Raw genomic sequence first — 22,594 nt, 5'->3', positions numbered from 1 at the left:
GCGCACCGTCGACCTGCCATGTACAATTACGCCAGTCCCCTACCGTATCGAAAAGACAAACCAACCCCGTCCGCGGAGTTGAATCCGCGCTGTAAACTCTGCCAATTTGAGCTGGCCGGTTTCAGGCTGGTCAAGGGCTAAGGGCCCGTCCCTTCGATGGACAGACATTACCGAAATCGCTGTGGATAGGGCAAGGCCACCCCTAACGGATTTTTAAGGAATCTGACTAGCAAGGGACGTTTCGAACGCCATGCCGCAACAGTTGATTTTGACAAAGCCATTGTGATTCAAACCCTTTTCCGGCGAATGTGAAAAAGGCCACACAACGCGAAATTTTCTGAAATAATTCACTTGACAGCCAATTGCCGCCTATCGGCCACAGCCGATGTGAACAAGCTGTGGATCACCATCGGTAAGCCTCTGAAAAAAAACAGTAATCTGTGACGCTCGGAAATTTTCGCATTGACGGTTTCGAAGGCTGCGAATATCAGCGGGTATGTATACGCCGGCAAAGCATTTCGAACTTTGAAGTGCACCCGGAGCGCCATTTTGCGGGCTTTCTTTTAAGTACTTGCCGGCAAACGAAAAAAACCCGGCGCGATTGGCCGGGTTTGAAGAAGCGCAGTTCAGGAAAAGATATATTAGGCCGACAGCACCTTGACCCGTTGGGCCAGCCGCGACACCTTGCGCGATGCCGTGTTCTTGTGCACCACGCCCTTGGTCGCGGCGCGCATCAATTCCGGCTCGGCCACCTTGAAGGCAGCCTGTGCGGCCGCCTTATCGCCGGCCGCGAGCGCCTCTTCGACCTGGCGGATGTAGGTCCGGACGCGGGAGCGGCGGTTCTTGTTGATCGCTGCGCGACGGGCGATCTTGCGCGTTGCCTTTTTGGCCGAGGAGGTATTGGCCATGGTGCCTCTCTTCTGATCTGGTGGGCGCTTGCGGGATACCGCAGGGCGCAAAAAACAAACGGGCAGCCACAGGGCCGCCTCGGTTGGTGCGGCTTATAGTTCAGCTTTTCCGGCGCGTCAACGCTGCAGCGCTTTCTTTTTGACCGGCGCCTTCGTCATCTCATCGGTTCGTGAAATTCGGCTTCCGCTTGCCGGTGAAGGCCGCCATGCCTTCCTTCTGGTCATCCAGCGCAAACAGCGAATGAAACAGCCGGCGCTCGAACCGCAGACCCTCGGTGAGCGTCGTCTCATAGGCGCGGTTGACGGCCTCCTTTGCCATCATCACCGACGGCAAGGAAAAACCAGCGATCTTGGCCGCTGCCTTAAGCGCTTCCTCGATCAACTCGCCGGCTGGCACCACGCGCGAGACAAGGCCGGAACGCTCGGCCTCGGCTGCGTCCATCATTCGACCCGTCAGGCACATATCCATCGCCTTCGACTTGCCGACAAAGCGGGTCAGGCGCTGCGATCCGCCCATGCCGGGCATGACGCCCAGCGTGATCTCGGGTTGGCCAAACTTGGCGGTGTCGGCGGCGATGATGAAGTCGCACATCATCGCCAGTTCGCAGCCGCCCCCCAGTGCATAGCCCGCCACCGCCGCGATGATCGGCTTTCGTGCCCGCGTAAATTCTTCCCAGCCGACGAAGAAATCCTGCAGATAGGCATCCACATAGGAGATGGACTGCATTTCCTTGATATCGGCACCTGCCGCGAAAGCCTTTTCCGAACCAGTGATGACCATGGCGCCGATGTCGGCATTGGCGCCCATGCTATTCACCGACGCGACCAGTTCCGCGAGCACTTGTGAATTCAGCGCGTTGAGCGCCTGCGGCCGGTTCAGCGTAATCAGCCCGACCTTGCCGCGGGTTTCGACGATGATGGTTTCATAGCCCATGCTTTGCTCCTCCTCGCTTCTGGTTCAAGCCTGACAGGCCCGGCAGTGGAAGGTCGAACGACCGCTTTGCACGATACGCTCGATGTGGCCGCCACAACCAGGCTTGGAGCAGCCTTCCCCCTCGCGATCGTAAACCGCGAAGGAATGCTGGAAATAGCCCAGTGATCCATCGGTCTGCATATGATCGCGCAACGACGAGCCGCCGGCGGCGATCGCATCGGCGACGACCGAGCGGATTGCTTCGGCCAGGCGTTCGCTCTGCTCTTTGGCTTTCTTGCCGGCTCTCGCGAGGGTGCCCGCTTCGCGCAGCGGCGACAGGCCGGCCCGCCAAAGCGCTTCCGAGACGTAGATATTGCCTAGCCCGGCAATCAGCCTCTGGTCCAGAAGTGCCGCTTTCAGCGGTGACTTGCGACCTTTCAGCAACGAAGCGAGCAGCGCGCCGTCCAGTGCGTTGCCTGTAGGCTCGACGCCTAATCCCGCCAGCATCGGATGCATGTCGGGCTCGCCTTCCGAAAACAGCATGAACCCGAAGCGGCGCGGGTCGTTGAAGATCACGCGAGAGCGGACGCCGGCAGGGGATGCGATGTCGAAGACGACGTGATCGTGAGCAGTGTTTTTCGAGCGTTCGTGGTGGAACGCGCCGGGCGTTGCGCTCTCGTCGGCCGTTTCGATGCGAAACGAACCCGACATGCCGAGATGGCAGATCAGAACCGGGCCGTTGTCCATGTGCATTGTCAGATATTTGGCACGGCGGCCGAGCGCCGCAATCGTCTTGCCGGTCAGCCGCTCGGAAAATCTCTCGGGGAACGGAAACCGCAAATCCGGCCGGCGTGCCTCGACACCGACAATGCGGGCACCTTCAAGGGCCGGCTGCAGACCGCGCCTGACTGTCTCTACCTCCGGCAGCTCAGGCATGGCCACCTATCGTGGCATGGAAGGAGGTGCCGTGACGGCCGCGCGCCAGCCCGAGATGTTCGGCCACGGTTTCGCCGATGTCGGCAAATGTTGTCCTCAGTCCGATGTCTGCGCCTTTGAAACCCGGCCGTGTCCCGATAATCGGAATACGCTCGCGCGTGTGGTCGGTGCCGCGCCACGTCGGATCATTGCCGTGATCGGCGGTCAAGATGAGCAGATCGCCTGGCCTCAGCCGTGCGAATGCCTCGGGCAGGCGCCGGTCGAAAGCTTCGAGTGCGGCGGCATATCCCGCAACGTCGCGCCGATGCCCGAACTCGGTGTCGAAGTCGACAAAGTTTGCGAAGACGAGGTCGCCGTCGCGGGCGTCTTCCATGGCACCAAGCGTTGTGTCGAACATCGCCATGTTGCCGGCAGCCTTGCGGACTTCCGAGATCCCCCGATGGGCGAAAATGTCGCCGATCTTGCCGATCGCGATAACCCGGCTGCCGCGCGCCGTCAGCCGGTCGAGCAGCGTCGGTTCCGGTGGCGGTACGGCATAGTCGCGACGATTATGCGTTCGCTCGAACGTGGCGGCGGTTTCACCGATAAACGGCCGCGCGATGACGCGGCCGATATTCAGCGGATCGACGAGCCTGCGCACCAGTTTGCAGAACTCGTAAAGCCGTTCCAGGCCGAAATGAGCCTCATGCGCGGCGATCTGCAGGACGGAGTCGATCGAAGTGTAGCAGATCGGCTTGCCGGTGCGGATATGGTCTTCGCCGAACCGTTCGATAATCTCGGTGCCCGGAGCATGGCAATTGCCGAGGATGCCAGGCACCTTCCCTTCACGCACCATTGCTTCGGTCAACTCGGCCGGAAAGGCAGGAATCTTGTCTGGGAAGTAACCCCAGTCGAAACGGACCGGCAGGCCGGCTATTTCCCAATGGCCCGATGGCGTATCCTTGCCGCTCGAAACCTCTTGGGCCGCGCCGTGAAAGGCGGCGGCAAGCGGTGCACTGCCGGCATTCTCAAACCTGAAACCCGTTGCCGTTGCCGCGGCCTGGCCGAGACCGAGCGCGAGCATGTTTGGTACAAGAAGGGGTCCGGCACGCAGGCCTTCGCGGTCGGCGCGGCCTTCTGCGCAGGCCCGCGCGATATGTGCGAACGTATTGGAGCCGGTGTCGCCATAACGTTCGGCATCGGCCGCGCCGCCGATGCCGAAGGAGTCGAGGACAAAAAGGAAGGCGCGTGCCATCGAAAGGTTCATCATTGCCTGTGTGTTGGCTCAGACATAGGGTTCCGCGCCGCCATTGGCAATTCGGAAACCCAAACAGCACGGCTTTGGCGTGCTGGTCCCGGAGAGACGAATCGCGGGATGGTCGATCTGCGGATGGAAATGCGCGGCGCGGAGCTCGCATGAGGCTTGCCCTGACAGCATTCGCCACCGTACTGGCTTTGCTGCTGGATGCGTCTTGCACAAACCTGGCGCGAGCCGATTGGCGCGATGTTATCGGAACGTTCCGTATCGGTATCGTCGCCGAACCGTTGCCGGTCGAGGGACTATGTGCTGGCTGCAGCCATCGTGCGTCTAGTCTCGGCCCGCGGTCGCAAGCAATAGCAACAGACCGGTTAGCGGGCTTCAGGCGTCAGCAATCGCTGCACGGAATGGTCGGGCTCCTGCGCGGCCGCAGATAATAAGTTTCCGCCATCGATATCGAATTGAAGACCGAGCTCAACCCGAACCGGCTTTGGCCGTCCGCCGACCAGGTGATGATTGGCTTGTAGGCGAGATCGCTTTCGACCCGGATGAGGAACGTGCCTTTGATCTTGAGCGCGCTCGGGACCGTTGTGGTGGAATCCTTGACCGCGTCGACGCTAGAGACGCCATCGACCAGTTTGCGCGACCACACGACCAGGACTTTCGGCGTCGTCTCGTTCGTCACCTGTATCGCCGTGATAATGATCTTCGGTTTCGAGCGGTTGTAGGGCTGGAGCGTGGAACTGCCGATCGCCATGATGGCATCGACATCGGCCGCCTTGACGGTCTGCTGCTGCGTGACGAGGTCCGCTACCATGCTGCCGATGCGGCTGACCTTCTTGCTGGTCTCGATGGCTTGCGAGGCCTCCATTGTCATAAAGTACATGATCAACAGGATAGGCACGATGAGGGCAAACTCGACAGCCGCAATACCGCGGCGGTCCGAGCAAAGTCGGACTGCTCTTGTACAAATCCCTGCGATGCCCAGCTGTGCCCCCGCACGAATCATGGCTTTGCCCTTTTCAAGCGACTACGTGGTTCAGTTGTCGAACGGCTCGTTCTGCCAAGTGATCGAAGCAAAATGCAGCGTTTTGCCGTCCTTCAGGTTGGCCATCGATTTGGCCATGAAGTCGGTCATCACCGGCCATTTGTAAAAAACACGCAGCATGTTTCTCGACTCCGCCAGGCCAGGTGCGACGGTGAAGGTCTGTGTGCTCGTGCCTTTGGTCAGCACGACGTCGCCATCCTGGATCTTGAAACCGGCCAGCGCCGCATCGGCGAAGGTCGGATATTCGCGCAAGTCCACCAGCAATCCGGGACAGGTCTTGGCGACCATGATCTCCAATTTGGTGCAGATCATATCCCGCAGCTTGGTGCCGGACACATCGGTCGGTCTTAATTGGCCGGTACGCAGCTGGCGCGCGATGTCGTCGGTTGCGTTTGCCATCACTTCCTGTGCGGCAAAAGAAATGCAGCTCTCCAGGATGGCAAAGACAAGAAGCGCGAAAGGAATTGCAAGCATGGCGAATTCGATCGCCGTGCTTCCGCGGCGGTCGCCCAAAAACCGTCTTGGAGAACCTGCTCGTCCTGCCTTGCTCATGTCCGCTGCCCGCCGATGCCGCTTCTGTATCGGTCCACCCTTAGTCGGAACCGATTGAAGTCCGGTTGGAATGACCGTTAAATTCAACGGGAAGGCCTTAACCCGGCGATAACCGAAGCACGTTCCCGCCAAAGACGGAGACGTCGGCTAGCTAATGCACGGCGCTCATTTCGGCTTCAGAGGCCTTCTCGGCATCGCTCTTATACGAGCTTTCGCAATATGGCGCGCAGGACATGGTCTGTACTTCGGAACGCCGATAGATGCGCACCGACGACGCTGCCTGGCGCACGACGGTTATTTGCTCATCGACGATCGGATTGCCCTGCTGGTCGAGGACGACGAGATTGGTGACGCCAAATCCCTTGCCGGTCAGTACGATCGTCGATGCGTCCTGCACGGAGGCGTCGGCGATCGCCGGATTGCCGACGACAATCGTATCGGCGGCGCGCGACAATTTGATGATCTTTGCCTGGTTCATCGTCACCTCGATGCCGGCGCCGGCCTTGGCTGGAAAGGCGAAAGCCGCTGCGGCAAAAAGCACGGCAACTGGAAATGATGATCTCGGCCCGGCCATTGAGGCGCCCCCTGGCAAACTGTTCAACGGAACATGAACGAGATTGGTGAACCAACCGTTAAGCGGCTGGAATTCAGGATCAAGCCGGAACCGGCATTGGGTCTAGCCGGCACGGCTGAAACGTCTTTGCCGAATTGCGCCTGTTGCGCCTTTTGTCGGCCGGGGCCCTGGCGGCGGGTATTTTAGTTCTGGGTTAACCACGCAATGTCGTCGAAGCGGGAAAGGAATCGGTAAGCCTGTTTATTAAGCCGATTGAAACAGCTTCTCCTTAGATTCGCAGTATCCGATCAGCCACCAAGAGAAGTTGACGGAAGTGCTGTAACAATTGGAGTAGGAGCTCGAATGTCTAACCTCATCGCACGTTTTGTGAAGGACGAATCCGGCGCGACCGCTATCGAATACGGTCTGATCGCCGCTCTTATCGCACTCGCCATCATGGTCGGCGCCGGCCAGCTCGGCAACTCGCTGAACGCCAAGTTCACCGCCATCTCCACTAAGGTGAACGGTAGCTGACCGTAACGGGTTCGGTTGTTCTGAAATAAGGGCCGCCGCACTGGCGGCCCTTATTTAGTCCTGGTATGAATTGAAATTTGCGCCTCATCAGTCGTTAGTCGAATAGGATTGGGTTGGGGGCCAGATGCAATTGGGTCATAGGCGCGCCGATGCTTGAAGCCGTGATCTTCGTCGTATTTCCGTTCTGCATGCTTTTTGCCGCGATCTCCGACATGCTTTCGATGACGATCGCCAATCGCGTGCCGGTGTTGCTTGTGGTCGTCTTCGCCTTGGTTGCGCCTTTGACCGGTATGGACTGGGCCACCTATGGCTGGCATTTCGCCGCCGCCGGCCTGGTTCTCGCGGTGACGTTCGGCCTGTTCGCGCTGGGCGGCATGGGCGGCGGCGACGCCAAGCTTCTGGCTGCCACTGCCATGTGGATGGGACTGAACATCCATCTCATCGAATACCTCGTCGCCTCGACATTCATCGGCGGCCTGCTGACGCTAGCCATCCTCGCCTATCGAAAATCGCCGCTTGCCGCCGTCACAAGCCATAATCCGTTCCTGCGCCATTTCGCCGATGAGGCGACCGGCGTTCCGTACGGCATCGCGCTTGGCATTGGCGGTCTGCTCACCTATTCCGACTCGCCATTGATGGCCTGGGGACTTACCAGGCTGGCGGGCTGAAGTTCACTTTACGCGGTTGGCGCCGAGCAGGCGAGTTGGCCACGTTTTCCTTCGGGCCGGGCTTGTCGATCCAATTTATATAAACGTTAAATTAATCACGATCGTAAGTATAACATTAACCTTGTTTTGACGATTGCCGCTGCAAAGTCCCGCTTGGCTACGTGGTTTGCCAAGGCGAGGTTCGGACAGATGCCAGCATCCCGATTGATTATTCTGAGCGTGGCGATAGCCGCGGCCGGTGGTGCAGGCTATGTCGCGAAGAACATGGTCGTGGCTCCGCCGCCTCCGGTTGTCGATTCCGGTCCTCAGGCGCCGGCGATCGCGCTGCAGGATGTGCTTGTTCTTTCCGGCGACGTTCCGATGGGCAGTCCGCTTGAAAACAACATTTCCTGGGAGTCATGGCCGTCCGCAGGCATCAACGCAAATTTCATCACCCGCGCCGCCGAGCCTGAAGCGCTGGACAAGCTGAAGGGCGCCGTCGCTCGCGTGGCGCTCTACGCCGGCGAGCCGCTGCGGCGCTCGAAGCTGATCGGTGAAGGGCAAAGCTTCATGTCGTCGATCCTGCCCTCCGGCATGCGGGCCGTTGCCACAAGCATCTCGGCCGACACCTCGGCCGGTGGCTTTATTCTTCCCAACGATTTCGTCGACGTCATCATGACCCGCAGAGCCGATCCCGCCAACGGCGGTGGTCCGGGCTTCACGACCGAAACTATCCTGAAGAACATTCGCGTCCTGGCGATCGACCAGACCATTCAGGAGGACGAGGAAGGTAAGAAGACCAGGGTTGGCCAGACCGCCACCCTGGAACTGACGCCGCAGCAGTCCGAGATCATCACCGTCGCACAGCAGATGGCGGATCGCCTGACATTGGCGCTGCGCTCGATCAAGGACAGTCAGGACAAGAATGTGGGCGAAGCCGATTACCTGGTTTCCGGCAATGGCCGGCGCGGAACCGTGCGGTTGATCAAGTCGGGCGAAGTTTCCGAAGTGGGGGCAAGGAAATGAGGCTAAAGACCAAACTGCCGCTCATCCTGGCTGCGGCGATCGGCCTGTTTCTCCTTGGAACGAGTGCATATGGCATTGTCGATGCCAATGCGGCAGGCAATGCCAGGGTGACGGCTTCGACCGCCACCCAGCGGGTTAAGCTCGGACTGAACAAGTCGGTGGTCATCGACCTCCCGAGCGATGCCTACGACATTCTCGTCGCCAACCCCGCTGTAGCCGACGCGGTGACCCGCACCGCCAGGCGCATCTATCTGTTTGGAAAGGCGGTCGGCGAGACAAATATCTTCGTCTTTGGCCCGAATGGCGAGCAGATCGTCAGCCTTGACCTAGCGGTCGAACGTGACGTCGCCGGGCTGGAGGATTATATCAAGCGCTTCATCCCGTCATCGGAGGTCAAGGTCGAGTTGCTGAACGACAACGTCGTCCTGACCGGAACCGTGGACACTCCTCTGGACGCCAAGCGCGCGGCCGATCTGGCAACTATTTTCGTGTCCGGCGGCGAGGCAACCACGGGTCAATATTCGCAGACCGCTGCCGGCGGTTCGGCTGAAGCCGGCGTCGCGATCGATAACCCGGATGCCGAGCGCCGCGTCAGCAAGATCGTCAACCTGCTGCAGATCATCGGCGACGACCAGGTGACGCTGAAGGTGACGGTCGCGGAAGTCAGCCGCTCGGTGATGAAGCAGCTCGGCGTCAACATGGTGGGCAACGGCAGCAGCAACGGCATCAGCTGGGGCGCGGTAAGCGACAATTTCACTGGTTTGGGCAAGTCGCTGTCGAACTCGGGCCTCTCTATCGGGAGCTCGACGCTGCAGGCCTACATCAATGCCATGGAACAGTCCGGTGTCATGAAAACCCTCGCCGAACCAACATTGACGGCCGTATCCGGCGAGAAGGCGACCTTCAAGGTTGGCGGCGAATACAACATGGTGACCAGCGTTTCCCAAGCCGTATCAAACGATAACCAGACCGGTCTGAAGACGTATTCGGTCGAGAAGATCGAATACGGCATTGGCCTGGAATTCCAGCCTGTGGTGCTGTCTCCCGGCCGTATCAGCCTGAAAGTCAGAACCTCGGTTTCCGAGCCGACAACGGAGGGATCTGTGTCTTTGTCCGAAGGCGTAACGAGCCCAGGCATGAATGCCCTGTCGCTCCGCAAGCGCTTGGCCGACACAACAGTGGAACTGCCTTCGGGCGGCTCGATGATGATTGCCGGCCTTGTCCGCGATGATCTCAGGCAAGCTGTCAACGGCTTGCCCGGTCTGACAAAGATTCCAGTGCTTGGCGCGCTGTTCCGCAGTAGGGATTTCGTTCGCAACGAGACCGAGCTCGTCATCATCATTACGCCCTATCTGGTGAAGCCGGTGGCGCGCAACGATCTTGCCAAGCCGGATGACAATTTCAACGCCGCCAGCGATGGCGCCGGCATTTTCCTTGGCCGCGTCAACCGTGTCTACGGCACCATGCAGACCGACAAGCCCAACGGCCGTTACCACGGCGTTGTCGGCTTTATCTACAAGTAAGCGGGGAAGCGGTCATGTCTAAGGCAACATCGAAGGCACGGGCGATCACCGCGACGCGGTCAGTCCATTCGCGAATCTGGCGGCCGGCCGTTCCCATTATGGCGATCGCGATGGCGGCATTGCTGGCCGGCTGCGCCAATCGCGACAGCGTCACGGTGGGTGCCATACCGGACGATTATCGCACCACCCATCCGATCGTCATAGCCGAGAAGGTACAGAAGATCGACCTTCCGGTCGGCGCCGGCGACCGTGGCATGACCAGATCCCAACGTGACACGCTCCTGGGCTTCCTGGACGGATACGACAGGAGCGCGGCTCCGGTGCTGACGATCGAGATTCCGAGCGGCTCAGCCAACGAAATCGCAGCGGCCGCGGCCGGCCGCGATTTCGCCAGGCTGGCCATAGCCAGCGGCATCAGCCGGAAGCGGATCGACATGCGGTCCTATCAGTCTGTTTCGGCCGAAGCGTCTGCACCGGTTCGTGTTGCCTACGTCTCGGTGAAGGCTCAGACGGATAAATGCGGGCGCTGGCCCGAAGACCTGCTGCAGACTTCGGAAAACAAGCACTATGCCGATTTCGGCTGTTCGTATCAGAACAACCTGGCTGCCCAGATGGCCAATCCGTCCGATCTGATCGGGCCACGCAAGCCGACCCCGATCGACGCGGAAAATCGCGGCGCGGTGATCGACGTCTATCGTGACAGAGGTATTTCGGACGAATTCCTCGGCAATTCGGAAGTCGAATATTAACGAGTGTTGAGGCTCAACAAACCCTAAGCCGCGCAAGTCACGGAAAGTGATGACAATGAGCAATCTTGCCTATGACACAGAGGTACCGGGCGGCGAAACCTCGGAGCAGGATATTGCCGCGATGCAGGCGTTGCGGCCGATCCCGCGCATTTCGATCCAGGCATTTTGCGAGACCGAAGGCGTAGCCAATCCGGTCGAGCGCGCCGGCGAGGATCGCCGCATGGCCAAGGCCCATTTGAAGGTGCATATGGGGGGCATCCCCACCGCTATCGAATTCTATCAGTCGGCGCCGACGCCGAACCTGATCCTGCTTGAATCGCGCAGCGAGCCGAAGCTGTTGCTGGAACAACTCGCCCAGCTCTCCGAGCATTGCGACCCGACCTCCAAGGTGGTGGTTGTCGGCCACTACAACGATGTCGGCCTGTACCGCGAACTCATCCGTTCGGGCATTTCCGAGTATGTCATCGCGCCCGTATCGATGGCCGACATCGTCAGCGTGGTGTCTTCGATCTTCGTTGATCCGGAAGCTGAGCCGATCGGCCGCTCGATTGCCTTCATCGGCGCCAAAGGCGGCGTCGGCTCCTCGACCATAGCCCATAATGTGGCCTGGGCCATGTCGTCGCTTTTCAAATCCGAAGTGGTTGTCGCCGATCTCGACCTCGCCTTCGGAACGGCCAATATCAATTTCGACCAGGATCCGGCGCAAGGCATTGCCGAGGCAGTCTTCTCGCCGGAACGCGTCGACGAGGTCTATCTCGACCGGCTGCTCGCCCAATGCGCCGAGCACCTGTCGCTGCTTGCGGCCCCTTCGACCCTGGAGCGGGTCTACGATTTCGATCCCGACGCCTTCACCCAGCTTATCGACATAGCCCAGCGTAGCGCGCCGCTCCTCGTGCTCGATGTTCCCCACGTGTGGGCCGGCTGGACCAAGAACACGCTGGTCAAGGCCGACGAGATCGTCATCACGGCGACGCCCGAACTGGCCAATCTGCGCAACACGAAGAACCTGGTCGACATGCTGAAGCGGCTTCGTCCGAACGATCCCGCGCCAAAGCTTGTGATCAACCAGGCCGGTGTGCCGAAACGTCCTGAGATTACGCCGTCCGACTTCTCCGAATCGCTCGGCCTTTCGCCGATGTCGGTTATCCCGTTCGAGCCGCTTTTGTTCGGAAATGCTGCCAACAACGGACGTATGCTCGGTGAGATGGATGCCAAGAGTCCGGTTGTCGCCACGATCAACGAGATCGCCCATGTGCTGACAGGGCGCAGCGAAATCAAGATGAAGAAGAAGGCTGGCCTCGGCAACCTGATCGGCAAGCTTTCGCGCAACAAGAAGTGATGCCTCAGCGGTGGAATTGGTAAGCGATCATGTTTGGTAAAAGAGGCAGCGACGACGGCAACCGGACCATTCCGGAATTCCGTCAGCCAGCACCCGCGCCTGCCGCGCTGGCGGCCGCGAACCCTGTGGAAGCGGCCATAGCTGCCAGGCCGGCGGCGCTGCCGCCATCCGGCGCGCCTGCCGCGCCGACGGTTCGCCGTGCGGTCGAGCCGCCGCCATTGGCGCCGGAGCCGAAAAGTATCCAACGCCAAAAGAGCGAAACCTACTACGACACCAAAAGCCAGGTCTTCGCCGCACTCATCGATACGATAGATCTGTCGCAGCTCGCCAAACTCGATCCCGAAAGCGCGCGCGAGGAAATCCGCGACATTGTCAACGACATCATCGCGATCAAGAATTTCGCGATGTCCATCGCCGAGCAGGAAGAGCTTCTCGAGGATATCTGCAACGACGTTTTGGGCTACGGGCCGCTTGAGCCACTGCTTGCCCGCGACGATATTGCCGACATCATGGTCAATGGCTCCAAGAACGTCTACATCGAAGTCAACGGCAAGGTCGAGCAGACCGGCATCCGTTTCCGCGACAACCAGCAGCTCCTCAACATCTGCCAGCGTATCGTCAGCCAGGTTGGCCGCCGCGTCGATGAATCAAGCCCGATCTGCGATGCGCGTCTTCCTGATGGCTCCCGTGTCAACGTCATCGCACCGCCCCTGGCTATCGACGGCACCGCACTTACCATCCGCAAGTTCAAGAAGGACAAGCTGACGCTCGACCAGCTGGTCAAGTTCGGCTCGATTTCTCCGCAAGGGGCCGAGATTCTCAAGATCATCGGGCGTGTCCGCTGCAACATTGTCATCTCGGGCGGTACCGGCTCAGGCAAGACGACGCTGCTCAATTGCCTGACCAACTATATCGACCGCGAAGAACGCGTCATCACCTGCGAGGACTCAGCTGAGCTGCAATTGCAGCAGCCGCATGTGGTGCGTCTCGAAACCCGTCCGCCCAACCTCGAAGGCGAGGGCGAAGTGACCATGCGCGACCTGGTCAAGAACTGTCTGCGCATGCGCCCCGAACGTATTATCGTCGGCGAAGTGCGCGGACCCGAAGTGTTCGACCTGCTGCAGGCGATGAACACCGGCCATGACGGCTCGATGGGAACGATCCACTCGAACAGCCCGCGCGAATGCCTCAACCGCATAGAGTCGATGATCGCCATGGGCGGCTACACGCTGCCGCAAAAAACCGTGCGCGAGATCGTCGTCGGCTCCGTCGACGTGATCATACAGGCTGCACGCCTGCGCGACGGATCGCGGCGTATCACCCACATCACCGAGGTAATCGGCATGGAAGGCGACGTCATCATCACCCAGGACATCGTTCTCTATAACATCAAGGGCGAGGACGCGAACGGCAGGCTGCTGGGCGAGCACGTGTCGACTGGCATCGGCCGTCCGCATTTCTGGGAGCGCGCCCGCTACTACGGTGAGGAGCAGCGCCTCGCGGTTGCGCTCGAGGCGATGGAGAAACGCGCTGATTGATCCGTCTGGAAGCGTGGGGGCCAGGGTCGATGTTCGGAATTGACGGCACCGTATTGGCATTCGTCGTGCTCGCCGGCTTCAGCGCCGGCGCTGTGGCCTATGCTTTCTTGTTCAACCGGATTAGCACCGAGAAGCAGGTCGGCAAGCGGCTTGAATCGATCAAGACCGCCGAGACGGATCGTTCCGTCGTCAAGGCGTCGCGCGATCGCGTGGCGGAAGCGGCCAAGCGTCGCAAGTCCGTCCAGGATTCGCTGAAGGATCTCGATCAAAAGCAAAAGTCCAATCAGAGCCTGGTCAAGAAGCCACCGCTGAAGATCCAAATCCGCCAGGCCGGCATGAAGATCTCGCTTGAGCGCTTCTATGTCTACTCGGCGGTCTGCGGCGTCGTATTGACGGCTCTTGTATATTTCATCGGTGCACCGTTGCTGGTCTTGCCGGCTGCGCTGCTGGTCGGCGTCTTGGGTCTGCCCCGCTGGTTCGTCTCGTTTCGCCGCGCGCACCGCGTCAAGGCGTTCCTCAACGAATTTCCGAACGCGCTCGACATCATCGTGCGTGCGGTAAAATCCGGCCTGCCGCTGAACGACGCCGTGCGTCTGATCGCCAACGAATCCCCCGAGCCGGTCAAGACCGAGTTCCGCCGCATAGTCGATTCGCAGCAAATGGGTTTGTCGATCCCCGACGCGGCCATGCGCATGCCAGAAACGATGCCGTGCACCGAGGCGAGCTTCTTCGGCATCGTCATCCAGATTCAGTCTCAGGCCGGCGGCAATCTTTCCGAAGCGCTGGGCAATCTTTCGCGCGTGCTTCGCGACCGCAAGAAAATGAAAGCCAAGGTCCAGGCATTGTCCATGGAAGCCAAGGCATCCGCCGTGATCATCGGCGCGTTGCCTTTCGTCGTCGCCTTTCTCGTCTATTTGACGAGCCCGAACTACATCATGCCCCTCTTCATCACCAGCACCGGCCATCTGATCCTCGGTTGTTCCGGCATCTGGATGTCGATGGGCGTCCTGGTAATGCGCAAGATGATGAATTTCGAAGTCTAGGACTCGCTATGACCGATCACGTCATCAGAACTCTCACCGACCCGTCCCTGCTGATCGCACTGCTGGTCGGCATCGCGGTGTTTGCGACCGTCTTCACGCTGCTGCCCGCTTTTGGCGGGAACCAGCTCAAGGCGCGCATGAAATCCGTAGCGCTGGAGCGCGATGAGCTGCGCGCCAAGCAGCGCGCGCGGCTGGCAGTCGAAGCCGACCGCCGCCGCAAGGGCCTGCGCGAAGAACAGTCGGTCGGCATGCGCAATATTGTCGATCGCCTGGATCTCAGGCGTGCGCTGGCGGATGAAGGTACCTTGCAGAAATTGAAAGTGGCGGGTTTTCGCGGGCAAAATCCGCTGACGCGCTTCCTTTTCTTCCGTCTCGTCCTGCCCTTCTTCGGCTTTGCATTGGCGGCGATGTATCTGTTCGTGCTCGGCGGATTGCCCGAGCAGCCGCTTTTCGTGAAGCTGTTCGTGTGCATCGTGGTAGCCTATGCGGGATTTTACGCGCCGGTGCTCTACGTCAACAACCGCGCTACCAAGCGCAAGCAATCGATTCAGATGGCGTGGCCGGACGCGCTCGACCTGTTGCTGATATGCGTCGAGTCCGGCATGTCGGTGGAAGCGGCGCTTCGCAAGGTCGCCGATGAGATCGGCGCGCAATCGGTGGCATTGGCGGAAGAATTCATCCTGACAAACGCCGAGCTTTCCTATCTGCAGGAGCGCAAGCAGGCCTACGAGAACCTTGCAAGCCGAACTGGCCTGGAATCCGTCAGGTCGGTGTCCCAGGCGTTGGTTCAGGCCGAGCGCTACGGCACGCCCGTGGCGCATGCATTGCGGGTGCTTGCCAGTGAGAGCCGCGACATGCGCATGAATGCCGCCGAGAAGAAGGCGGCCGCGCTGCCGCCGAAGCTCACCGTGCCGATGATCCTGTTCTTCCTGCCGGTGCTGTTCGCCATCATTCTGGGTCCCGCCGGCATCCAGGTGAGCCAGCGCGGCATCTTTGGCGACCAGCCGAAATCAAGCAGCGAGTAGCGCCAGCGGCGTTGCCAGAAACGCTGATACGATTCAGAGCCACGCTGCCGGTGCAGCGCGGCTCTTTGCGTTAGACATGTTGCGGAATTCGCGCGCCGGTTAGGCGCTCGAAGCGGTCAGTTGGTGGCGGGCTTTGCCTTGTCCTGGTCCTTGAGCTGGCTCCAGGCATTCTGCTGCGCCAGCATCTGGCGAAGGTAAGCGACGTTAGCCTGCGCCTGATCCGGCGACAGCTCTTGCGAGGCGATCTTCTCTGCCTCGTCGAAACGGCCTTGCAGACCGACGACCAGCGCAAGGTTCTGGCGGACGCGGCTATCTGCATTCGGCTGCTGGGCGGCTGAGCGCATATAGGTTTCGGCTGTGCGCAAATCACCTTCCAGCACGTACGACATGCCGAGATTGGAAAGGATCGACGGTTCGTTCGGCCTGAGGTCAAGCGCCTTGCGATAGCCTTGGCGAGCCTCATCCTTCTGGCCGAGCTGGTCGAGAATAGCAGCTTCCGCCGATACCAGTTTCCAGTCAGGATATTCGGGCGTCTGGGCGCGGCGCACGGCATCGAGTGCCGGCTCGAACTGTCCGTTGGCGGCAAGCGCCTTGCCATAGGCGGCGAGCACGTCGCGATCCTTCGGCAAGGCGATCGCCAGCTTGCGCATCACCGCAAGCGATTGGTCTGCGTCGCCGTCCATCTGCAGCGCCGCGGCATAATTTGTCGCGATCCGCTTGTCGCTGGGGTTTTTCGAATAGGACTGGCCGAGCGCCATCGTAGCGTTGTGCAGTTCGCCCGCCGACATTGTTTCCAGCGGCTTGCCGCTTGGACGAGAAATCGAGCCAGTCGTCAATTTGCTGGTTCCGCAGCCGGCGACGCCTGCAGCAAGCACCATCATCAACGCCGTGGTGATCAGCCTATTTGCGCTGGCGTTCATCCTGCGGTTGGTCGGCATCGGCACCAGGGCTCCGTTCATGCGCGTGACCATTTGCGAGGTCATCTTTCCTCCCGCAGAAATATTCTGTTAACCCTAACGGAGAGTTAAGAAACGCCGACTCGGAAGCCGGAGGCCAGCGAATGCCTGTCGAACTCGTCGAGAAAGAATTGAGCAATGCGCTGCCGGTCCATCTGGTGGCGAAGGATGCTCTGGCGGCGGCGGGCCTTGCGCCATCCTCGGTCGCCTGGGCCAAGGCCAACGGCTTTTCCGGCGAGGCCGGCAGGACGCTCATCGTGCCTGGCGACAACGGCGCGATTGCCGGAGCCCTGTTCGGCACCGGTGATGGCGAGGGCGCACTGGCCATCGGCGCACTAGCGAGAGCCTTGCCCGCAGGCGAGTGGCATTTTGCGTCCGCACCGGCCAAGCCGGAGCTTACGGCACTCGCCGTGGCGCTCGGCGGCTATGTCTTCACCCGCTACGGCAAGAAGCCAGGCAAGACGCTTCGCCTCGCGCTGCCGGCAGGCACCGACGCCGCCCGCATCCGCCGCCTCGCCGATGGCATTTTCCTGGCGCGCGATCTGGTTAACACGCCGACCAGCGATATGGGCCCCGGGCAGTTGGAGAAGGCCGCCCGGACCTTGGCCGCGACGCACAAGGCCGAAATATCGGTGACCAAAGGCGACGATCTTCTTACCGCCAACTTTCCGATGATCCACGCCGTCGGTCGGGCTTCTGCCGACGCGCCACGCCTGATCGACATGATTTGGGGGCCGAACAATGCCCCCAAGATAACGCTGGTCGGCAAGGGCGTCTGCTTCGATACAGGCGGTCTCGACATCAAGCCGTCCTCGGGCATGCTTTTGATGAAGAAGGACATGGGTGGCGCTGCCAACGTGCTGGGTCTCGCTTCCATGATCATGGCCACCGGGTTGAAGGTTCGGCTGCGCGTGCTCATCCCGGCTGTCGAGAATTCGATAGCCGGCAACGCCTTCCGGCCAGGCGACGTGCTGGTGAGCCGCAAGGGCATTACCGTCGAAATCGGCAACACCGACGCCGAAGGACGGTTGGTGCTCGCCGATGCCCTGGCCTTGGCCGATGACGAAGAGCCGCAGATGCTGGTCGATATGGCAACGCTGACAGGCGCTGCCCGTGTTGCGCTCGGTCCCGACTTGCCGCCGTTCTATACCGGTGACGAGACGCTTGCATCCGAGCTGGCGGACGCCTCCGTTGCGGTCGAGGATCCGCTATGGCGGATGCCGTTGTGGAAGCCCTATGACGCCAAGCTGGCGTCGAAGGTGGCCGACGTCAACAACGTCACGCCGGACGGTTTCGCCGGCTCGATCACGGCGGCGCTTTTCCTGAAGCGCTTCGTGGAAAAGACCGCCGGCTGGGCGCATGTCGACATCTTCGCCTGGAACCCGTTCGACCGCCCGCACGGCCTTGCCGGTGGCGAAGCGCAAGGCATCCGGGCGCTGGAGCAGGTCATTTCGAACCGCTACGGCTGATTCTCGGGCATAGCCGACGAAGGTTATTGACTGAAACGGAACCGAAACAATTTTCCGTCATGCTGGACGGATGTCGATTATCATGCGTCCAAGCCAAGCGTTGCGACTATGGCAACAGGTGGTGCTGTCGGAGGTGCGCGACGACGCGCCCGATCTCACCATGCGCCAGACGGCGATCCTGTTCACCATCTATCTCGATCCGCCGCCCCACACGGTACGGGGGTTAGCCGCCCGCCTCAACGTCACCAAGCCGGTGATCACCCGTGCGCTCGATACGATGGGGGCGCTGAAACTGGTGTCGCGGCACCGCGACAAGCTCGACAAGCGCAACGTGCTGGTCAGGCGCACAGTCGAAGGCGCGCTCTTTGTCGAGCGCTTTGGCGATGTTATCATTGCCAGAGCCCAAGAGTTGCCAATTTGAACGAGTTGCCGATTTGACCGCCAGGGATGCCCGCCTCCATGCCTTCCGCTCCGATCTCGCCGACGCCAGGCTGCGAGGCGAGGTCGCCGCCGACCGTTTCGTCGCCGGCCGGCCGGCTCGCATATCAGCCTCCGTCGCCGACATCCGCAAGGCGCCGCGCCCGGACGCCGGCGTCGATACCCAGCTTCTGTTCGGCGAAGACGTCCTCGTCTTCGAGGACGTTGAGGGCTGGGCCTGGATACAGGCCGAGCGCGACGGCTATGTCGGCTATGTCGCCGACACCGTGCTGGGCGGTCGGGAGCATGCGCCCACCCATGTTGTCTCGGTGCCGCGCACTTTCCTCTATCCGGGACCGGATTTGCGGTTCCCGGTGAGCGGGGAGCTCTCGATGGGGTCATTGGTGGCGGTGACGGGCTCAGCGGAAACGCGCGGCACGCATTATGCTCTGCTGCCGTCCGGCCAGGCGGTCATCTCGGGTCATCTCAGGCCGGTCGCCGAGGTTCATCCCGACTACGTCGCGGTCGCCGAGGCGTTTCTCGGCACGCCCTATCTGTGGGGCGGCGTCTCCGGCTTCGGCATCGATTGTTCCGGTCTCGTGCAACTTGCAATGCACATGGCTGGCAGGCAAGTGCTGCGCGACACCGACATGCAGGCGGCGACCGTCGGCGAGCCGCTCGAACCCGGGCCGGATTTTGCCGGGTTGCGGCGCGGCGACCTGGTCTTCTGGAAAGGCCACGTCGCGATCATGACAGATCCGGAGACCATGATCCACGCCAACGGCCACACCATGCTGGTGTCGCGTGAAGGACTGAGGGAGGCGGTCGCCCGTATCGGCTATCTCTATGGCGGACCGACCGGGTTTCGCCGGCCGTAGCGCGAATCGATCACCTTTTGTTCTGATTCTGCTTGGCGATTGCGCGCCGCCGCGCTACGTCTGGCGCGTGACAGAGCAGCCGCGCCTTGCCGAACAGAATGCCGCCGTCGTCCTGCCCGAGCCATTTGTCAAATGGTTTGCGGAAAAGGGCTGGTCGCCGCGCGCCCACCAGATCGATTTGCTGGCCAAAGCCCAGGGCGGCCGGTCGGTATTGCTGATCGCCCCGACCGGCGCCGGCAAGACGCTGGCCGGGTTCTTGCCATCGCTGACCGAACTGGCCGGCCGGCCGAGGAGAAGGCCGGGGCAGGCGCATCGAGGCATCCACACACTCTACATCTCGCCGCTGAAGGCGCTGGCCGTCGACATCGAGCGCAATCTCGGCAAACCCGTCGAAGAAATCGGGCTGCCGGTCACCGTCGAGACGCGCACCGGCGACACGCCCGCACACAAGCGCCAGCGGCAGAAGCTGGCGCCGCCCGACATTCTCCTGACCACGCCCGAGCAATTGGCGCTGCTGATTGCCGCGCCCGATGCCAGGCGCTTCTTCGAGGACCTGCGCTATGTCGTGCTCGACGAATTGCATTCGCTGGTGACCTCGAAGCGCGGGCATCTCCTGTCGCTCGGGCTGGCCCGGCTGCGCTCGTTTGTGCCCGCCCTGCAGACGATAGGCCTGTCGGCGACGGTCGCCGAGCCTGATGAATTGCGGCGCTGGCTGGTCAGCCAGAATCCACCGGGGCCGATGGCCGAACTAATCGTCGTCACTGGCGGCGCCAAGCCCGACATCTCCATTCTCGATTCGGAGGAGCGCGTGCCGTGGGCGGGACATTCGGCCCGCTACGCAACGCCGGAAATCTACAACGAGATCAAGCGCCACAAGACAACCCTGCTGTTCGTCAACACGCGCAGCCAGGCGGAGTTGCTGTTCCAGGAGTTGTGGCGGGTCAACGAGGAGACCTTGCCGATCGCGCTGCATCACGGCTCGCTCGACGTCGCGCAGCGCCGGCGTGTCGAAAAGGCGATGGGCGAGAACGCCCTGCGCGCCATCGTCGCCACGTCGACGCTCGACCTCGGCATCGACTGGGGCGATGTCGACCTGGTCGTCCATGTCGGCGCGCCGAAAGGTGCCAGCCGGCTGGCGCAGCGCATTGGCCGCGCCAACCACCGTATGGACGAGCCGTCCAAGGCGATCCTGATACCGGCCAACCGCTTCGAGGTGCTGGAATGCAGGGCGGCGCTCGACGCCAATTATCTCGGTGCCCAGGATACGCCGCCGCTGGTCGATGGCGGGCTCGACGTCCTGGCGCAGCACGTGCTGGGCTGTGCCTGCGGTGCGCCGTTCCATGCCGATGCGCTGTTCGAGGAGGTGCGGACGGCAGCACCCTATGCCGATCTCGATCGCCCGACATTCGATCGCGTCATCGATTTCGTCGCCACTGGCGGCTATGCGCTGAAGAACTATGAACGCTACGCCCGTATTCGTCTCAACAAGGACGGGCTGTGGCGGGTCTCAAATCCTCGCGTCGCCCAACAATACCGGCTCAATGTCGGCACCATCATCGAAGTGCCGGCGCTCAACGTCCGCTATGTCCAGGCCGGCAGCAGAGGCGCGGCTTCGCGTGGCGGCCGGGTTCTGGGCAAAATCGAGGAGGCGTTCCTCGAAACGCTGACGCATGGCGACACCTTCATGTTCGCCGGCAAGGTGCTGCGCTTCGAAGGTATCCGCGAGAATGAGTGCTTTGTCTCGAATGCACCCGGCAGCGACGCCAAGGTGCCGTATTACGGTGGTGGCAAATTCCCGCTTTCGACGTACCTGGCCGAACAGGTCCGCGCCATGCTGGACGATCCGCAGCGCTGGAAGAAGCTGCCGGAGCAGGTCGCCGACTGGTTACGCTTTCAGGCCGACAAGTCGGTGCTGCCGAAACGCGACGATCTGCTGATCGAGACCTTTCCGCGCGGCAACCGCTACTATCTGGTGGCCTATCCGTTCGAGGGCAGGCTGGCGCACCAGACGCTCGGCATGCTGCTCACCCGCCGCCTCGACAGGGCGGGAGCCAAGCCGCTCGGCTTTGTCGCCACCGACTATGCGCTTGCCATATGGTCGCTGGCCGATATGGGCCATATGTTCAGGGCGAAGAAACCGTCGCTGGCTGCGCTATTCGATCAGGACATGCTGGGCGACGACCTCGAAGCCTGGCTCGCCGGCAGTTGGTTGTTGAAGCGCACCTTTCGCAATTGCGCGCTGATCTCGGGATTGATCGAGAAACGCCACCCAGGGCAGGAGAAGAGCGGCCGCCAGGTAACCGTGTCGACGGATCTCATCTACGACGTGCTGCGCAGCCACGAGCCCGACCATATCCTTTTGCAGGCGACGCGTGCCGATGCCGCGACCGGTCTCTTGGATGTCAGCAGACTTGCCGAGATGCTCTCGCGCGTCCAAGGTCGAATCATGCATAAGAACCTCGAGCAGATATCGCCGCTCGCCGTGCCGATCATGCTCGAGATCGGCAAAATGCCGGTGCACGGCGAGGCCGATGACACGCTGCTGATGGATGCAGCCACGCTGGTCGAGGAGGCCATGGGGACGAAATGACTGTCGCGCTCGCCATGGCTGCGCCTCTGGCGGATGCGGGCGCTGTCCGTATCGCCGGCGAACGCGCGATCTGCGACCGTCGCGGCGTGCTCTATTTTCCCGAATTCCGGCTTCTGACCGTATCCGACCTGCATCTGGAAAAAGGTTCATCACTGGCCAGGCGCGGCACGCTGGTCCCACCTTACGACACCGGTGCGACGTTGCTCCGGCTGCAGGCGGTGATCGGCGATTATCAGCCTGCGATCGTTATCAGCCTGGGCGACAGTTTTCACGATGGCGGCGGCGCCGCACGTATGCACGCGAGCTTTCGCCAAAGGCTGGAGGGGCTGATGGTCGGGCGCGACTGGTTCTGGGTCGCCGGCAATCATGACCCGGAAGCACCGGCCGACCTGCCGGGCGAAACCGTGCGCGAATTGGCCATCGGTTCTCTGCTCTTCCGGCACGAGCCTTCGGCGGTGAGGGCGGAAGGCGAGATATCAGGTCACCTGCATCCTTGCGCCCGCATCGTGCAGCAAGGCCGTTCGGTGCGGCGTCGTTGCTTTGCCGGCGATGGCAGCCGCATGATCATGCCGGCTTTCGGCGCCTATACCGGCTCGCTCAACGTGCTCGATCGCGCCTATGCCGGGCTGTTCCGCCGCGAAACGCTGATGGCCTATATGCTTGGCACAGAGCGCATTTTCGCGATTTCCCACGCGATGCTCAGGCCGGGCTGA

The 22,594-nt window shown here is 61.3% G+C and carries 22 protein-coding genes and 1 pseudogene; 15 read left to right on the top strand and 8 right to left on the bottom strand.

Annotation, left to right across the window (positions count from 1 at the left end):
• Nucleotides 1-641 precede the first annotated feature (641 nt).
• The 4 genes from rpsT to NKH99_RS00220 all read right to left on the bottom strand — a co-directional run bounded on the left by rpsT (nucleotide 642) and on the right by NKH99_RS00220 (nucleotide 3,991).
• On the bottom strand, nucleotides 642-908 hold the full coding sequence (gene rpsT / locus NKH99_RS00235; protein ID WP_023676922.1) for a 30S ribosomal protein S20: 267 nt from the start codon (nucleotides 906-908) through the stop codon (nucleotides 642-644).
• A 160-nt stretch (nucleotides 909-1,068) separates the two neighbouring features.
• Complete coding sequence (locus NKH99_RS00230; protein ID WP_023719544.1) at nucleotides 1,069-1,842, bottom strand: enoyl-CoA hydratase; 774 nt, start codon at nucleotides 1,840-1,842, stop codon at nucleotides 1,069-1,071.
• Nucleotides 1,843-1,866: 24 nt separating this feature from the next.
• Nucleotides 1,867-2,757 carry a bifunctional DNA-formamidopyrimidine glycosylase/DNA-(apurinic or apyrimidinic site) lyase gene (gene mutM, locus NKH99_RS00225; RefSeq protein WP_353011879.1) on the bottom strand — a complete coding sequence of 297 codons (891 nt, stop codon included), beginning with the start codon at nucleotides 2,755-2,757 and terminating at the stop codon, nucleotides 1,867-1,869.
• Entirely contained in the window at nucleotides 2,750-3,991 is a 1,242-nt protein-coding gene (locus NKH99_RS00220) for a phosphopentomutase (RefSeq protein WP_353012438.1), read from the bottom strand. The genes mutM and NKH99_RS00220 overlap by 8 nt, the downstream gene beginning before the upstream one ends.
• A gap of 161 nt (nucleotides 3,992-4,152) precedes the next feature.
• On the opposite strand from NKH99_RS00220, the pseudogene NKH99_RS32710 reads away from it, so the two are divergent.
• Nucleotides 4,153-4,281 (top strand): annotated as a pseudogene (locus tag NKH99_RS32710) (phosphate/phosphite/phosphonate ABC transporter substrate-binding protein); the annotation flags it as partial.
• 101 nt (nucleotides 4,282-4,382) lie between these two features.
• Here the strand turns inward: NKH99_RS32710 and NKH99_RS00215 are convergent.
• The 3 genes from NKH99_RS00215 to NKH99_RS00205 form a co-directional block, all read right to left on the bottom strand.
• Entirely contained in the window at nucleotides 4,383-5,003 is a 621-nt protein-coding gene (locus tag NKH99_RS00215) for a TadE/TadG family type IV pilus assembly protein (protein WP_352470083.1), read from the bottom strand.
• A gap of 30 nt (nucleotides 5,004-5,033) precedes the next feature.
• Complete coding sequence (locus NKH99_RS00210) at nucleotides 5,034-5,594, bottom strand: TadE/TadG family type IV pilus assembly protein (RefSeq protein ID WP_352541276.1); 561 nt, start codon at nucleotides 5,592-5,594, stop codon at nucleotides 5,034-5,036.
• A 151-nt stretch (nucleotides 5,595-5,745) separates the two neighbouring features.
• Nucleotides 5,746-6,168: a pilus assembly protein N-terminal domain-containing protein gene (locus tag NKH99_RS00205; protein WP_352613897.1), complete on the bottom strand. Its 423-nt coding sequence runs from the start codon at nucleotides 6,166-6,168 to the stop codon at nucleotides 5,746-5,748.
• Nucleotides 6,169-6,510: 342 nt separating this feature from the next.
• Here NKH99_RS00205 and NKH99_RS00200 point away from each other — a divergent pair, with 342 nt between their 5' ends.
• The 9 genes from NKH99_RS00200 (at nucleotide 6,511) to NKH99_RS00160 (ending at nucleotide 15,571) form a co-directional block, all read left to right on the top strand.
• Nucleotides 6,511-6,681 carry a Flp family type IVb pilin gene (locus NKH99_RS00200; protein WP_023676929.1) on the top strand — a complete coding sequence of 57 codons (171 nt, stop codon included), beginning with the start codon at nucleotides 6,511-6,513 and terminating at the stop codon, nucleotides 6,679-6,681.
• A gap of 149 nt (nucleotides 6,682-6,830) precedes the next feature.
• A complete protein-coding gene (locus NKH99_RS00195; RefSeq protein ID WP_352541278.1) occupies nucleotides 6,831-7,349 on the top strand; it encodes an A24 family peptidase in 519 nt (172 codons plus the stop codon).
• 189 nt (nucleotides 7,350-7,538) lie between these two features.
• A complete protein-coding gene (gene cpaB / locus NKH99_RS00190; protein WP_023676931.1) occupies nucleotides 7,539-8,354 on the top strand; it encodes a Flp pilus assembly protein CpaB in 816 nt (271 codons plus the stop codon).
• Nucleotides 8,351-9,877 (top strand): type II and III secretion system protein family protein, encoded by a 1,527-nt coding sequence (locus NKH99_RS00185; protein WP_352899680.1) that lies wholly within the window; start codon nucleotides 8,351-8,353, stop codon nucleotides 9,875-9,877. The genes cpaB and NKH99_RS00185 overlap by 4 nt, the downstream gene beginning before the upstream one ends.
• A 14-nt stretch (nucleotides 9,878-9,891) precedes the next feature.
• Complete coding sequence (locus NKH99_RS00180; RefSeq protein WP_352541279.1) at nucleotides 9,892-10,626, top strand: CpaD family pilus assembly protein; 735 nt, start codon at nucleotides 9,892-9,894, stop codon at nucleotides 10,624-10,626.
• Between the two features lie 55 nt (nucleotides 10,627-10,681).
• Nucleotides 10,682-11,965, top strand: coding sequence for a CpaE/TadZ family protein (locus tag NKH99_RS00175; RefSeq protein WP_352819245.1), 1,284 nt, complete (start codon nucleotides 10,682-10,684; stop codon nucleotides 11,963-11,965).
• A gap of 29 nt (nucleotides 11,966-11,994) precedes the next feature.
• Complete coding sequence (locus NKH99_RS00170) at nucleotides 11,995-13,503, top strand: TadA family conjugal transfer-associated ATPase (RefSeq protein WP_353011874.1); 1,509 nt, start codon at nucleotides 11,995-11,997, stop codon at nucleotides 13,501-13,503.
• A gap of 29 nt (nucleotides 13,504-13,532) precedes the next feature.
• Nucleotides 13,533-14,546 (top strand): type II secretion system F family protein, encoded by a 1,014-nt coding sequence (locus tag NKH99_RS00165; RefSeq protein ID WP_023676935.1) that lies wholly within the window; start codon nucleotides 13,533-13,535, stop codon nucleotides 14,544-14,546.
• An 8-nt stretch (nucleotides 14,547-14,554) separates the two neighbouring features.
• The gene (locus NKH99_RS00160; RefSeq protein ID WP_352819251.1) at nucleotides 14,555-15,571 is read left to right on the top strand and encodes a type II secretion system F family protein; all 1,017 of its coding nucleotides are present in this window, start codon (nucleotides 14,555-14,557) and stop codon (nucleotides 15,569-15,571) included.
• A gap of 116 nt (nucleotides 15,572-15,687) precedes the next feature.
• Here NKH99_RS00160 and NKH99_RS00155 read toward each other — a convergent pair whose 3' ends face one another.
• The gene (locus NKH99_RS00155) at nucleotides 15,688-16,509 is read right to left on the bottom strand and encodes a tetratricopeptide repeat protein (protein ID WP_352470190.1); all 822 of its coding nucleotides are present in this window, start codon (nucleotides 16,507-16,509) and stop codon (nucleotides 15,688-15,690) included.
• Nucleotides 16,510-16,631: 122 nt separating this feature from the next.
• Here NKH99_RS00155 and NKH99_RS00150 point away from each other — a divergent pair, with 122 nt between their 5' ends.
• From NKH99_RS00150 to pdeM, 5 genes are all read left to right on the top strand, one after another.
• Complete coding sequence (locus tag NKH99_RS00150) at nucleotides 16,632-17,996, top strand: leucyl aminopeptidase family protein (protein ID WP_352448623.1); 1,365 nt, start codon at nucleotides 16,632-16,634, stop codon at nucleotides 17,994-17,996.
• Between the two features lie 70 nt (nucleotides 17,997-18,066).
• Nucleotides 18,067-18,417 (top strand): MarR family winged helix-turn-helix transcriptional regulator, encoded by a 351-nt coding sequence (locus NKH99_RS00145; protein ID WP_352819255.1) that lies wholly within the window; start codon nucleotides 18,067-18,069, stop codon nucleotides 18,415-18,417.
• Nucleotides 18,380-19,291 carry a C40 family peptidase gene (locus NKH99_RS00140; protein WP_502893817.1) on the top strand — a complete coding sequence of 304 codons (912 nt, stop codon included), beginning with the start codon at nucleotides 18,380-18,382 and terminating at the stop codon, nucleotides 19,289-19,291. The genes NKH99_RS00145 and NKH99_RS00140 overlap by 38 nt, the downstream gene beginning before the upstream one ends.
• A gap of 67 nt (nucleotides 19,292-19,358) precedes the next feature.
• The gene (locus NKH99_RS00135; protein WP_352819257.1) at nucleotides 19,359-21,881 is read left to right on the top strand and encodes a ligase-associated DNA damage response DEXH box helicase; all 2,523 of its coding nucleotides are present in this window, start codon (nucleotides 19,359-19,361) and stop codon (nucleotides 21,879-21,881) included.
• The gene (gene pdeM / locus NKH99_RS00130; protein ID WP_353011871.1) at nucleotides 21,878-22,594 is read left to right on the top strand and encodes a ligase-associated DNA damage response endonuclease PdeM; all 717 of its coding nucleotides are present in this window, start codon (nucleotides 21,878-21,880) and stop codon (nucleotides 22,592-22,594) included. Before NKH99_RS00135 ends, pdeM begins: the two co-directional genes overlap by 4 nt.

The organism is Mesorhizobium sp. M0854 (genome assembly GCF_040319815.1).
Lineage (GTDB): Bacteria > Pseudomonadota > Alphaproteobacteria > Rhizobiales > Rhizobiaceae > Mesorhizobium.
Note: the sequence above shows the minus strand (reverse complement) of the source record. Positions and strands in the feature narration are given on the sequence as shown.

Bases quoted from the DNA above. Each gene is read 5' to 3' on its own strand.
- rpsT (WP_023676922.1), bottom strand. From the start codon at position 908: ATGGCCAATACCTCCTCGGCCAAAAAGGCAACGCGCAAGATCGCCCGT.
- NKH99_RS00230 (WP_023719544.1), bottom strand. From the start codon at position 1,842: ATGGGCTATGAAACCATCATCGTCGAAACCCGCGGCAAGGTCGGGCTG.
- mutM (WP_353011879.1), bottom strand. From the start codon at position 2,757: ATGCCTGAGCTGCCGGAGGTAGAGACAGTCAGGCGCGGTCTGCAGCCG.
- NKH99_RS00220 (WP_353012438.1), bottom strand. From the start codon at position 3,991: ATGGCACGCGCCTTCCTTTTTGTCCTCGACTCCTTCGGCATCGGCGGC.
- NKH99_RS00215 (WP_352470083.1), bottom strand. From the start codon at position 5,003: ATGATTCGTGCGGGGGCACAGCTGGGCATCGCAGGGATTTGTACAAGA.
- NKH99_RS00210 (WP_352541276.1), bottom strand. From the start codon at position 5,594: ATGAGCAAGGCAGGACGAGCAGGTTCTCCAAGACGGTTTTTGGGCGAC.
- NKH99_RS00205 (WP_352613897.1), bottom strand. From the start codon at position 6,168: ATGGCCGGGCCGAGATCATCATTTCCAGTTGCCGTGCTTTTTGCCGCA.
- NKH99_RS00200 (WP_023676929.1), top strand. From the start codon at position 6,511: ATGTCTAACCTCATCGCACGTTTTGTGAAGGACGAATCCGGCGCGACC.
- NKH99_RS00195 (WP_352541278.1), top strand. From the start codon at position 6,831: ATGCTTGAAGCCGTGATCTTCGTCGTATTTCCGTTCTGCATGCTTTTT.
- cpaB (WP_023676931.1), top strand. From the start codon at position 7,539: ATGCCAGCATCCCGATTGATTATTCTGAGCGTGGCGATAGCCGCGGCC.
- NKH99_RS00185 (WP_352899680.1), top strand. From the start codon at position 8,351: ATGAGGCTAAAGACCAAACTGCCGCTCATCCTGGCTGCGGCGATCGGC.
- NKH99_RS00180 (WP_352541279.1), top strand. From the start codon at position 9,892: ATGTCTAAGGCAACATCGAAGGCACGGGCGATCACCGCGACGCGGTCA.
- NKH99_RS00175 (WP_352819245.1), top strand. From the start codon at position 10,682: ATGAGCAATCTTGCCTATGACACAGAGGTACCGGGCGGCGAAACCTCG.
- NKH99_RS00170 (WP_353011874.1), top strand. From the start codon at position 11,995: ATGTTTGGTAAAAGAGGCAGCGACGACGGCAACCGGACCATTCCGGAA.
- NKH99_RS00165 (WP_023676935.1), top strand. From the start codon at position 13,533: ATGTTCGGAATTGACGGCACCGTATTGGCATTCGTCGTGCTCGCCGGC.
- NKH99_RS00160 (WP_352819251.1), top strand. From the start codon at position 14,555: ATGACCGATCACGTCATCAGAACTCTCACCGACCCGTCCCTGCTGATC.
- NKH99_RS00155 (WP_352470190.1), bottom strand. From the start codon at position 16,509: ATGCCGACCAACCGCAGGATGAACGCCAGCGCAAATAGGCTGATCACC.
- NKH99_RS00150 (WP_352448623.1), top strand. From the start codon at position 16,632: ATGCCTGTCGAACTCGTCGAGAAAGAATTGAGCAATGCGCTGCCGGTC.
- NKH99_RS00145 (WP_352819255.1), top strand. From the start codon at position 18,067: ATGTCGATTATCATGCGTCCAAGCCAAGCGTTGCGACTATGGCAACAG.
- NKH99_RS00140 (WP_502893817.1), top strand. From the start codon at position 18,380: ATGTTATCATTGCCAGAGCCCAAGAGTTGCCAATTTGAACGAGTTGCC.
- pdeM (WP_353011871.1), top strand. From the start codon at position 21,878: ATGACTGTCGCGCTCGCCATGGCTGCGCCTCTGGCGGATGCGGGCGCT.